Genomic DNA, 12,651 nt, shown 5'->3' on the forward strand with positions numbered 1-12,651 from the left:
GCATGACTGATAACGTGTTACCGGAATTTATATTCCATCATGGCGGTGTAAGTGTGCCTGATCTTGAACAGGCAAAAACCTGGTATGCCAGCGTGCTGGACTTTGCCACCGAGCGGGAATTTTACATCGAAGCTGCCAGGGCGAAGGTGGCGATGGTACGACGGGGTGACCTGCGCTTCGAAATATTTGAAGTGGAAGGGGCGGCTTCGTTGCCCGAAGAAAGGCGGCATCCACCGCAAGATGTAAAAACCCACGGCAATAAACACGTGGCGTTCAAAGTACCTGATCTGGAACGCTTTCTCGACGTTGTGGAAGCTCGGGGAGCCGATGTTGCCTTCGTGGTCAGGGAGAAGTTTGGTAAAGGCTGCTTTATCCGCGATTGCGCAGGAAACCTTATTGAATTTGTTGAAGAAAACAGAAGCTAACTGCCTGCGTTTCTGTTGTCCGTAACGGCAGTGTGTTTATCACACTGCCGTTTTTTTTCGCCCGACATTCACTATTGCCGTTACGAATATCTGGCATCGGTAATGACGATTTAATTTAATCTTCACGTTTCTCTATTGTTGTTCCGTTGTTAATCAATTGTGATTGCTCATAGCGGTTAGCCGGCGCACTATTTTGTCGCCAGGATAATAAACCGCCCCGGCGTTTCACAAACGGATGAGAGAACCTGGAGTACAAACCTGTGAACAAAACGCGAATCCCTACCATGCTCGCCCTGGCTGTTGCTGCTGCCGTGACCCCGGCTTATGCACAATCAGATAATGAAACCGCGCAGTCCGGCCTGGAGGTTATTGAAATCACTTCCCAGCACCGTACTGAGAATGTGCAGAAAGCGGCACTGGCGGTATCGGCCATTTCCACAAAGCAGTTGGAGAAGAGCGGTATTACGCAGCCTGATCAATTGTCATTTTTAGTGCCTGCACTGCAAATCAACAAGACCGGCGGCACAGGGAACAGTTTTTACGTACGGGGTGTGGGTACGCAGGGTACGAATGCGTTTGCCGAAAACGCGGTGGCCTTCAACTACGACGGTGTTTACATTGGCCGTCCTGGTTCCGTGGTGGGAACTTTTTTCGACCTTGAGCGACTTGAGCTGCTGAAAGGACCTCAGGGAACGCTTTACGGCCGTAATGCTACCGGCGGTGCTATCAATGTTATTTCCCGCAAGCCTGAGTTGGGCTACACAGAGGGCTACATTAGCGGCAGTGTTGGAAATTATAATTCACGTCAGTTGGCGGGCGCGGTAAATGTTGCTGTCAGTGACAACTCAGCTTTGCGCATTTCCGGGCAGTGGGTCAGCCGCGACGGGTATTTATCAGACGGTTATGATGACGAAGACGGAAAAGCGTTGCGGGTGCACTACCTGTATGCCCCCAATGATAAATATGACGTATTGCTGAGCGGTGACTACTACAAGGCTGGCGGCAAAGGTGCGGGCAGTGTGCTGATCTCTGACGGCGCGCCGGAAATTGATGAGCGGATTGGTGGTGCAGACCCGGTGAGTATAGCGGCATTTGAAGCAGCCCAACCCACCTCCTTTTTCCTCAGCCGCCCTGAGTTTGTCAGTACTTACATGGATTTTGAGACCTTCAATTTCTATGACGCTGACGAGGGCGTTGATTACGAAGGCTATCAGGACAGTACTTTCTGGGGGGTGTCCGCCACTATCAACGCTCACTTTGACAGTGGCTCGCTGACGGTTATTCCTTCTTACCGCGTGGCTGAGCCTGACACAACCTTCTACTTGCCTGGTTTTCCGGTTATCAACCAGGACGAGAATAAGCAAAGTTCACTGGAAGTGCGCTTCGCCTCAAACGATACCGGCGCAATTAAGTACGTTGCCGGTGCATTCATTTACGCTGAAGATCAAAAATCTTTGACCTGGGCGGCGCCTTTTTCCTTTGCTGCTTCATTATGGGGGCCGGCTGGTGAGTATGTTTACTCTGATCTAGGCACAGACAGTCAGGCGGTGTTCGGACAAATGACCTGGTCGGCCACTGATAACCTCCGCTTTACTTTAGGTGCCCGTTTCACTGATGAAGAAAAAGAGATGCAGGTGCGTCAGTCCCCGCTGACGCTGGAAACGTATAACTTATACGACTTTAACAATACGCCCGACACTGTGCAGGCTGAAGACGAGCGCTCTTTCAGCAACTTCACCTACCGCGCGGGAATTGAATACGATGTGAATGCAGATTCCATGCTGTATGTGAACTACACCACCGGCTTTAAATCGGGCGGCTTCTTTGCTGACTCTGTCGATAACTCCTATGAACCGGAAGAAATCGGCGCGCTGGTGGCCGGTAGTAAAAATCGCTTTATGGATAATCAGCTACAGCTGAACATTGAAGCTTTTTACTGGGACTATAAAGATCAGCAGGTGACTTATCTGGGTTACTTACCGTCCGGCGCATTTGGTTCTCTCACTCGTAATGCCGGTGCTGCCACCATGCAGGGGGCAGAGGTAGATATTCAGTATGCTGTCAGCGATTACGGTTTGCTGAAAGCGAATATTCAGTATCTGGATGCCAGTTACGATGAGTTCATTTATGACGGAGCAGGAGCAGACACAACAGTAACCACCTGTGCAACTACTCCCGATGATGACGGTACTACTCTGGTGGTTGATTGTTCCGGTAAACCGGCACTCAATAGTCCTGAATGGACATTGAATCTGGGGTACGAACACACATTCGAACTCAGTGACGGGCTTTATCTGGTGGGCTCAGTCTGGCATCACTACGAAACAGAACGCTATCTAGATATTGGTTACGAAGATTCACAAAAACAGGATGCTGTTGGTGTCACAGATCTATCATTTACACTAGACAACGGCGGGGCCTGGACAGTGACTGTGTACGGAAACAATATCACTGACGAAACGGTACTGACTGCCGCAATACATCGCCCGGCATCAACCGCTACTTATGCAGCACTGAAAGCACCACGTACTTACGGTGTCAGAGCTAAGTACAACTTCTGATATACAGATAAGAGAAAACCCCGCTGACAGTTAACTGGCAGCGGGGTTTTTAATTGGCGGGTTATACGGGCAATGTCTTGCCCGCTATTCGCCAGACGACACTTACCAGGCAATGGCCCCTGCATCAATGGAAAAATCTGCGCCGGTGACAAAGCTGGCTTCGTCACTGGCAAGATAGGTGGCGCACCAGGCAATGTCTTCCGGCTTGCCTAAGCGGCCCAGCATGTTTTTTGCCATGACATTACTGAGGAACTCTTCATCGTCAATCACCGGAGCTGTGGCGCCGGTTACAATGAGCCCGGGTGATATAGTATTTGCCCGAACACCATGAGGCCCACCTTCCATCGCCAGTTGGCGGGTCATTGCCAACACACCTCCTTTGCCCGCACAGTGAGCCAGTGCGGCAGAGCCTTTTAATGCCTGGTAAGCGTTGGCCGAAGCAAAATTAATCACAGAACCGGATCCGGATGCTTTCAGATGTGGCCAGAATGCCCGGGTGACCAGATATACCGAGTCCAACTCTGCTTTTAAGGTTAACTGCCAGTCGGCATAGGTCATGTCTTCTATCCATTTAAACACGGCGGTGGCCGCCGCATTAACGATGATATTTAGGGAGCCGGTTAGCGTCGTCACTCTTTCACGCAAATTGGTGATGTCATCTTCATCGGTGAGGTCAGCGGCACAGGCGAACTGCAAAGACAGACCTTGTGACTGCGCTTCTTCTACCGTGCGCAGCGCCGCTTCTTCATTAATATCAGTGCCAATGACCGTCGCGCCCTGTCTGGCGAACATGAGAGCGCAACCTTTACCGATGCCGTCACCGATACCTGTGACCAGTGCGGTTTTCCCTGCCAGACGGCCGTTTTGTTCTGAAACCCTGTTACTTTCGCTTTGCATATTCTTTCCTCTGAATTATTTGAATTAAGTGTAAAAAATGTTGCGAAAGTTTGAAAATTTGCGTTACTGATGAGCCGAATCCCCCGCACAGATAGTGTGTTGTTACGGGCAAGCCGCGAAGCTGTTGTGAATCATTTGTTATTGGAATGTGTGCTATCGGCATAACCGATTTGTGCGCACAGAGCCTGTCAGTACACTTTGAGTCATAACATGAACATGCTCAAAGAAAGGTAAACGATGGGACGACTTAAAGATGTACGCCGTGTGGTAACGGGGCACGATGAGAATGGCAGATCGATTTTCAAAGACGATCAGGCTTTTGAAACAAAATTAATTCCCAGCGGTGATGCGGAGTTTGCACTTGTCTGGACAGCGCCTGATTTGCCGGTGGAAAACAATGATGAAACCGACGGTCGTTACCGTGATGCCGGACTCACATTGAACGGCGGTTCTGTGATCCGTGTGGTGGACATGCTGCCGCAATCGGCGTCGCCTTTTCACCGCACCAACAGTCTGGACTACGGCATTGTGCTGCAGGGCCAGCTGGAACTGGAGCTGGACGATGGCAACAAAACTCTGCTTCATGCCGGTGACATCGTAGTGCAACGGGGCACTATCCATCTTTGGCGGAATCCGTCTGAGAACGAAGTATGCCGTATTGTTTTTGTACTTACAGAAGCAACGCCGGTAGAAATTAACGGTGAACCTCTGCCGGAAGTTCACCCTTAACAGGAAGTAAAAAATGGCTGATTTTGATGTAATCGCAATGGGCGCAGGCCATAACAGTCTGACAACGTGCGGATATCTGGCAAAAGCCGGAAAGAAAGTACTGCTGCTGGAGCGCCATGACTACGCCGGTGGCGGTGCAGCCACACAGCAAATCCTGACCCCGGGTTACCACCACGATCTGCACTCCAGCGTGCATATCATGATTCAGGCGAATCCGCTTATTACCAACGATGAACTGGATTTGTTCAAAAAGTACGGCATGGATTACAAATATTCAGACGTACCTCACGCCACTATTTTTGCCGACCAGTCTGCACTGATGACCTACAAAGATCTGGATAAAACCTGCGAAGGCATGGCGAAAATTTCTCAGCGCGACGCTGACGCGTACCGTCGTTTCGTGGAACTCGGCCAGAGCATGCTGCCAATGATCATGCCCGGTATGTATAAGCCTCAGCCTCCCCTTGGCGCGCTGATGGCTATGCTGGACAGCAGTGAAGAAGGCCGTGTGATGATGGACATGATGCAACGCAGCAGCATGGATATCATTAACACCTGGTTTACCCACGACAAAATCAAAATGCACATTGCCCGTGCGGTGTCTGAAAACCTGCAGTTGCCTGATGAGCTGGGCACTGGCATGGGTACGGTGATGTTTACGGCGCTTATGCATACCTACGGTGTGGCGCAACCCTGGGGCGGTTCCGGGAAGCTGTCTGAATCTATGGTCCGTGCCATTGAAGCCACCGGCGGTGAAATTCGTTATAACAGCGAAATCAGGCGCATCCTGGTGTCAGGCGGTAAAGCCAAAGGCGTTGAACTGACCACCGGCGAGAAAATCATGGCACGTGACGCCGTTATCGGTTCCATGCATCCCCATAAAATCCGCCAGTTTGTTGATGGTGTATCTGAACCTGTACTCAAGCGTGCTGAAAATGCCAGTCTGGCTGCGTTCAGTTTGTTTGTTTCTCACTACGATCTTCGTGAACCCGTGCAATTCCGGACTTCAGAAAAAGACGTGGAAAAAGCCATCATGCTTACCCTTTGTCAGCATGAATCCATGGCGGATATGCAGCGTGACTTCGATGCCCTTAAGCGGGGTGAACTCACCGACATGATGTTCTCTGCCGGTAATGATGAATCTAAAACCGATCCTACCCGTGTGCCCAAAGGGGCCGGTATGTGGCACAGCACCGGTTTTGCGCCGTTCAATCTGCTTGAAGGTGGCAGCAGCCGCTGGGATGACATTCGTGAAGCTTACGGTGAAGAACGCCAGAAGCAACAGGGCAAGTTTGTGTCGAACCTCAACAGCGACAATATCATCGCTCATAAATTCTATACGCCACTGGACCTGGAGCGTAATTCTCCGAACTCCATGGTGGAAGGTGATGTGCACGGGGTTGCACCGTATTTCTATCAAAGTGTGGGGCACCGTCCTACGCCGGATCTCGGTCAGTTTAAGGTGCCGGGTATCGATTCACTTTATCTGGTTGGTCCGTCAATGCCGCCTGCCGGTGGTGTGGTGGGGGCGGGTCGCGCCGCTGCCATGGTGATGTTTGAAGATCTGGGCATGGATTTCGACAGCACGTTCCAGACCGGCGAAAGCAAATCCAAAAATACCGTGAAGGCCAGAACACAGGCGCCGGATGACGGTGCAGTGCGACTGTTCGACGAAAACGATGCTGAACTGATGACAGTTGACAGCATTGATACACAAGATGATGAGCTGGTGGTACGGGGCAAAACCTTCGGCACCATGCCACTGACTGCCCGTCTGGGGCCCGGAGACTTACGCAGAGCCGCGAAGATGGCGCTGTCTCCGGCGAAGTTCATGACAATCGTAAAAATGCTGTTCAGCAAAGATTAAACAATAACAACTCTACTACGGAAAGGCTCCGGGAGGACGCAACATGGTTACCAGAAAGGCAGGTACGATACAGGGAATTATTCTGATACTTCCTATTACACTCACAGTGATGGGGGCCGTGTTGTTAGCGCCAATCATGCCATTGCTTATGCAGGCCTTCGGGCATATTGAGCATGCAGATTACCTGGTGCCTATTCTTATCTCCATCCCGGCTTTGTGTATTGCTCTCGGTGCGCCGCTGGCCGGCTGGATGGCAGACAGAGTAGGGCGCAGAAAGCTGCTCATCGGAGCAATTGGCTTATATTCAGTATGTGGTGTGTTGCCTCTGTTTATCACCACCTATCCGCCATTGTTATTATCTCGCATTGGTGTTGGCCTGTGTGAAGCGGTCATTATCACCTGCAGTACAACGCTTATTGGTGATTACTTTTCCGGAGCACAGCGGGACAAATGGTTAGGCAGTCAGGCGGCACTGGCGTCACTGACGGCTATGCTACTGTTTCCTGTTGCGGGATGGTTGGGTCAGCAGTACGGCTGGCAGGGACCGTTTGCCATCTACGGTTTAGCGTTCCTGTTTATGATCGGCGTGATTGTATTCACATGGGATGTGACCAAGCAGGAAGCGGCAGAGACCGAAGTCGCGGCAACGCCGGCACAGGCAGATATGCCCGGTGCGCAGTTCCCCTGGGCACACATGGTTAAAGTGTGCTTCTTTACGCTGGTGGGCGGTGTGATGTTCTACATCCTTCAGTTCCAGTTAAGCAGTGCACTGGCGACGTTTGATATCCAGGATACCGGACAGGCTGGTCTGATGCTGGCGGTGGCAAGTATTGGGGTACCGGCCGGTGCGATTGCTTACCGCTATATTCACAAACTGCTCAATACACAAAAACTCATTCTGCTGGAGTTTGCGATTCTGGCGCTGGGCTTCTTTGGTATGTCGCAGGCTGATACTCCGTTAATGCTAATCATCACCGGCTCTATCAATCAGTTCGGTGCCGGCATGGTGCTGCCTACCATGCTAACCTGGGCGGTATCTCCTCTGGTATTCAGCTTCCGTGGCCGGGGTACCGGGATCTGGCAATCAACCTTTGCTATCGGACAATTTGTGTCTACCGTCAGCTTCTCCTTTGTGTTGCAGCAGGTGGGCGGTAATAACTTTCAGGGCGCATTTATGGTGTTCTCTGTAGTGGCGGCCGCCATGTGTGTAATGACACTGTTGCTCATAAAGCCTGTACGCCCTGTGAATACGGCGATGGCACTTTAGAACAGTCGTCAGCGGCTCTTCGAAGATCCGCTCACTGAAAAGACGAAAAACCCCGCTACAGACTTTCTGTCGCGGGGTTTTTAATTAGCTTCTGAATCATTGGAAATGATTATGGTGAGACTACACCGGTATTTCCGGCAGGTAACACTTAACAATCTGAGATCAGTGTTCCCCCGTCTACCACAATATCCTGACCTGTTGTAAAGCCACCGGCTGCACTGGCCAGATAAAGTGCGGTAGCGGCGATTTCATCTGTTGAGCCAAGGCGGTTAAGTGGCGTTTGTTGCATACGTTTCGTCATAAACGCAGCGTCCGCCTGCAGATGTTTTGATAATGGCGTATCAATAAGACCGGGGCAAATACAATTGGCAGTAATGCCATATTTGCCTTGTTGCACCGCGTAGTTGCGGGCAAGCTGAGACAGTCCGGCCTTCGTGACCGAATACAGCCCCAAGGCCGATGTGCCCCGTTTGCCCGCAATACTGCCTACGTAAATTAACCGTCCGTCACCCCGCTGCTGCATGCCTTTAACTGCGGCAGCAGACAGTAACTGGGCTGACAGCAGATTAATTCTCATGGTACGCAACCAGTCGGCCTCAGCGCAGTCGTCCATGCTTCCCACATGACCTTCAATGCCTGCGGTGTGAATAACAATGTCTACCGGCGCATTCTGAATATGCTGGATGAGCGCATCAGCACCGCCTTCAGCACTGAAATCCGCAGGAATATACACTGTACCGGGCGGAGTTTCCCGGAAGCTGTGCTCACGGTCAGCCAGAATAAGCTTTGCACCAGCCTCCAGAAAAAGACGGGCAATGGCACTGCCAATCCCGCCCAGTGCACCTGTCACCACTACGCGTTTGTTCTCAACGCTGAACAAGGAAGCGACATTAGCGGTCATGGTTTTACCATGATGTGGTCAATTTTGCCGAATACGCTCTGACCCAGGTGATCTTTCACGTCGAAGCTGAGGGATTCACCGTATTTTAGAAAATCGGTTTTCACTTCACCGTATTCCAGAATGTCCAGTGCACGGCGCTCTGCCAGACAGGCAGAACCTGTTTCTTTCCAGTCTTTACTGGAAACAGTGCCTGAACCTAAAATCATTCCGGCTTTGATGTTTCGGTTGTACGTGATGTGCTGAAGGATTTGCCCGAAAGAAAAGTCCATTTCGCCGCCATTAGGGTGACCAAACCATTCCCCGTTCCGGCTCACTTCCATGTTCAGGTGCACACGTCCGTCTTTCCAGGCATCCCCCAGTTCATCCGGGGTAACCGCTACCGGTGCAAACACGGTTGCTGGCTTTGCCAGTATAAAGCCAAAGCCCATTTGTAATTCACGGAAAAGATGCTTACGCATGCTCATGTCATTTAAAATGGTGATCAGTCTTACCTTGTCCAGCGCTTCAGAGGCTGACGCCCCCATTGGAATATCGCCGGTAATCACCGCAAATTCCCCTTCAAAATCGGCATTATCTTCTTCAGAAGGGAATGCATAATCTTCATGGGGCCCCATAAAGTCATCGCTCTGACGCTGAATAAGAATAGGGATGTTTGGATCTTTCTTCACATCCAGGTCGAAGGCCTTTTCCATAATGTTGCCATGGTTTAAAAATGCCGAAGCATCAATGAACTGGTGGCAGCGGGGCAGGGGCGCCATAGCCTCCTGAGGATTAAACGTGAATGCGCCTGAAACCGTATTGTCATTAAGCTTGTCGTAAATGGCGGTGAGATCAGCAAGCACCGCGTCCCAGTTTTCCAGTGCCAGCTGCATGGTTTTAGCAATATGGGAAACGTCTGCTGCCCGGGTTAAATCACGGGATACCACTAAAAGGGTTCCGTCGCGGGTGCCGTTTTTCAGTGTTGCCAGTTTCATAGCCTTCTCCTTAAAAGTTAACGCCGCCGTCGCAGTTGATGGTTTGCCCGGTAACAAAGCCGCATTCTTCCGATGTCAGGAACAATAATGCGCCGGTTAAATCCTGAGGCTCTTCGGTTTGCTTAATCAGTTGCAGGTTATTTTTCACGTTGTCGAATAACTGCGGGGGTAAGTTTTTTGCCGATTCCGGCGTACGGGTAAGTCCGGGGGAAAGGGCATTGACTCTGACACCTGAAGAACTGAATTCCGCTGCCAGTGCGCGTGTCAGACCAATCCCCGCCATCTTGGTTGTCACATACGCCGAAAACCCGGGCATAGCCGTGCCGGTGGTGCTGGAAGCGATTTGAACGATGCGTCCGTAACCCCGTTCAGCCATGCCCATACCGAAGGTTTTGCCCAGAATGAATGCCGCTTCTACGTTAATGGCTTCAAATTTTCGGAAGGTGGCTAAATCAAGTTCCGCCAGGGGTATTACCGGCATAAAAGCGGCGTTATTAACCAGAATGTCTACCTGACCGAATTCATTCAGCACGTTATCAGCAAACTGCGAGACCTGTTCTGCGTCTGACAAATCAACAATTTCACTGTAAGCCCGCTGACCGGTGGCACGAATCTCTGCTATCACGCCGGATGCATCCTGAATGTCGGCTATGGCGATATCGCATCCCCGTGATGCCAGAGCGAGAGCGAATTCCCGCCCTAATGCACCGGCTGCGCCGGTAATTACTGCTATTTTGCCTTGATGTCCCGGCATAGTTTTTTCTCCGCAATGAGTTGTGAAGAAAGTGTAACAGCGGGGCTTTTGAGGGAATATTTGATTTGGTAAACAGCGACTATCTGTTTTACCGATAGTCGCCGTGAAGCTTGTATTGTGGTCAGCCGAAGGTTTCGCGGGCTGTAGTAATAATTTGCTCACGTAACCATACCAGTGCCGGGTCATGATCGCGGTATTTGTGCCATTGCAATGCCCAGGCGATTTCCGGCAGTGGTTTGGGTAGCGGCACAATTTTTATCGGGATGAGTTTTTGCCAGTGCTCTGCGAGATGCTGGTAAACCGTGGCAATTCTGCCGGTGCCGGGCAAAAACTGGGGAATGGCGTTAAAGGTCGAAGTAATAATTTCCACATTAGGTTCAACCCGCCACTGATCTTTCATCAGTACCTGGTCCTGGCTGGTTACCCGGCTGGTACCAAATTTTACTGTAACGTGTCCCAGGTTCAGGAACTCATCCATGGTCATGTTACTGTGCACGGCATCGTTCTGTGCGCAGGCGATACTGACAAATTTCTCTGAAAACAGTTCTACTGAAGGGTGATGATCAACCTTTACCGACGTGGGCATGATCATAAAATCCACTTCTGCACGGTCGAGCATTTCCCCGGGCTTATTGGTGGGGATGAAAAATTCAAACTGGATTTCCGGCGCCAGGGTATTGATATGCTTGGCTACTGCTGTGAGTAGCACTGTACTGCTGTAATCGCCAGCCAGAAATTTAAACTTCCGGTTACAGGTAAACGGGTCGAATTCAATGCCCCGTTCTACCGTTGCCTGAATTTGCAACAGAATATTGTGAACCGGTTCGGCCAAGCTTTCTCCCAGCGGGGTAGGCTGCATTTTCGCACCCACCCGCACCAGTAGATCGTCATTGAAGAATTCCCGCAACCGCGCCAGAGCACCGCTGGTGGCAGGCTGACTCAAACAAATACGTTCAGCTGCCAGCGTAATACTGCGTTCGGTCAGCAAGGCATCCAGTGCTACCAGTAAATTGAGGTCGAGTCTGTTTAAACGCATGAGAAAACCTGCATGAAAGCCCTAAAGCACTAGTATCATTTTTTAACTATATGATTACAACAAAGAAAACATTATTTTACTTAAGGCTTTCGTATTACTAATAAGCAGGGGTTAAATTGGCGCCATTAATGCGCTCATGGTCAACGCCATAACCTGAATATGCTCTACTTTTGAACCGCCGGTTTGCTCGATTTCACCGAGTCGGCGGGAGTTATTCACAATCATACTGCAACGGGGCCAGCGGCGATTCTCGAAGCGGGTGAAGATCTCTTCTACCGTGCCACCTGATGCAATTTCATCGGCTATCACCACAGCATCTTCATGGCCCATACCTGCACCCGACGCCAGATGGGGTGTTGTGGCATGAACTGCATCCCCCATCAGCAATATCCGGCCTTTAAACCAGGGACGGGGCATGATCATCCCTTCCAGCGGGCGTGCCAGAATACTGGATGACTCAGAGAGTTCTGCTTTCACAGCTTCAATAACCGGTGCAGTAAAAGGCGCAATCAGGTTCTGCAGGTAAGGCAGCAGTTCGTCATCAGCGATGCGGGACTTTTGTGGCCGTTGTTCGGTGTAATTCAGGTACATGTGGGTGGATGATACCGGGGTAAAACCAAGTTTACCGTTGCTTCCGTAAAACAATGCCGGACGTTCCAGACCGTGACGTTCCACCACCGCGCGCCACACCACCTGACCCGTATATTGAGGCACCGGTGCACCTTCAAAGTACTGTTCACGGGTTTTAGAAAACACACCATCTGCCGCGAGTACCATGTCAAACACATGCTCAGAGCCATCTGTCAGAATGGCTTTAATGCCCTCTTCCTGCTCTGTCAGTGTTTCGTAGGTGCAGCCAAGGTGAACATGTACGCCACTTTGCTGCACTTTTTCAGCCAGAATACCGGCTAGTACCGGGCGCATGATGCCGCCACCGCCGGTAATACTTGAGCCGGGGACTGCAGGGGTAACAATTTGACGCAGGAATGTACCGTCTGCAGTGAGCATGTCGACGTTCTGGCAAATAGCACCGTGGCGGCGGAATTCGTCAATCAGGCCAATCTGCTCTATGGCCCGCAGCGACGGACCGCTTACTGTGATACCGGCACCGTCTGTTTTCCATTTTTCATCCAGCTCAACAAGGTGTACTTCTATTCCCTGTTTACTTAGCAGAATGGCTGTAGACATTCCGGTGAAGCCGCCACCGACAATTAGCACTTTATTTACTGATGATGTCATG

The 12,651-nt window shown here is 50.9% G+C and carries 11 protein-coding genes; 5 read left to right on the top strand and 6 right to left on the bottom strand.

From position 1 onward, the window contains the following. Window positions 1-2 precede the first annotated feature (2 nt). On the top strand, window positions 3-425 hold the full coding sequence (locus DS731_RS00850) for a VOC family protein (RefSeq protein ID WP_119499555.1): 423 nt from the start codon (window positions 3-5) through the stop codon (window positions 423-425). A 260-nt stretch (window positions 426-685) separates the two neighbouring features. After that, complete coding sequence (locus DS731_RS00855; protein ID WP_150154205.1) at window positions 686-2,986, top strand: TonB-dependent receptor; 2,301 nt, start codon at window positions 686-688, stop codon at window positions 2,984-2,986. Between the two features lie 102 nt (window positions 2,987-3,088). Here the strand turns inward: DS731_RS00855 and DS731_RS00860 are convergent, their stop codons facing one another. Further along, a complete protein-coding gene (locus tag DS731_RS00860; RefSeq protein ID WP_119499557.1) occupies window positions 3,089-3,883 on the bottom strand; it encodes an SDR family NAD(P)-dependent oxidoreductase in 795 nt (264 codons plus the stop codon). A gap of 237 nt (window positions 3,884-4,120) precedes the next feature. Between DS731_RS00860 and DS731_RS00865 the strand changes: the two genes are divergently transcribed. The 3 genes from DS731_RS00865 to DS731_RS00875 are packed head-to-tail and all read left to right on the top strand — an operon-like array spanning window position 4,121 to window position 7,746. Next, window positions 4,121-4,612, top strand: coding sequence for a cupin domain-containing protein (locus tag DS731_RS00865; protein WP_119499558.1), 492 nt, complete (start codon window positions 4,121-4,123; stop codon window positions 4,610-4,612). Between the two features lie 13 nt (window positions 4,613-4,625). Continuing rightward, the gene (locus tag DS731_RS00870; RefSeq protein WP_119499559.1) at window positions 4,626-6,479 is read left to right on the top strand and encodes a phytoene desaturase family protein; all 1,854 of its coding nucleotides are present in this window, start codon (window positions 4,626-4,628) and stop codon (window positions 6,477-6,479) included. 43 nt (window positions 6,480-6,522) lie between these two features. Beyond that, window positions 6,523-7,746: an MFS transporter gene (locus tag DS731_RS00875; protein WP_119499560.1), complete on the top strand. Its 1,224-nt coding sequence runs from the start codon at window positions 6,523-6,525 to the stop codon at window positions 7,744-7,746. A gap of 148 nt (window positions 7,747-7,894) precedes the next feature. Here the strand turns inward: DS731_RS00875 and DS731_RS00880 are convergent, their stop codons facing one another. The 5 genes from DS731_RS00880 to DS731_RS00900 form a co-directional block, all read right to left on the bottom strand. Continuing rightward, entirely contained in the window at window positions 7,895-8,647 is a 753-nt protein-coding gene (locus DS731_RS00880) for an SDR family NAD(P)-dependent oxidoreductase (protein WP_119499561.1), read from the bottom strand. Then, complete coding sequence (locus tag DS731_RS00885) at window positions 8,644-9,621, bottom strand: fumarylacetoacetate hydrolase family protein (RefSeq protein ID WP_119499562.1); 978 nt, start codon at window positions 9,619-9,621, stop codon at window positions 8,644-8,646. The genes DS731_RS00880 and DS731_RS00885 overlap by 4 nt, the downstream gene beginning before the upstream one ends. Before the next feature lie 10 nt (window positions 9,622-9,631). Further along, a complete protein-coding gene (locus DS731_RS00890; RefSeq protein WP_119499563.1) occupies window positions 9,632-10,375 on the bottom strand; it encodes an SDR family NAD(P)-dependent oxidoreductase in 744 nt (247 codons plus the stop codon). Between the two features lie 121 nt (window positions 10,376-10,496). Further along, window positions 10,497-11,411, bottom strand: a complete 915-nt coding sequence (locus tag DS731_RS00895) for a LysR family transcriptional regulator (protein WP_119499564.1) — start codon at window positions 11,409-11,411, stop codon at window positions 10,497-10,499. A gap of 111 nt (window positions 11,412-11,522) precedes the next feature. Then, window positions 11,523-12,650, bottom strand: coding sequence for an FAD-dependent oxidoreductase (locus tag DS731_RS00900; protein ID WP_161599061.1), 1,128 nt, complete (start codon window positions 12,648-12,650; stop codon window positions 11,523-11,525). Window position 12,651: the final 1 nt, after the last annotated feature.

Source organism: Alteromonas sp. RKMC-009, assembly GCF_003584565.2.
GTDB lineage: Bacteria > Pseudomonadota > Gammaproteobacteria > Enterobacterales > Alteromonadaceae > Alteromonas.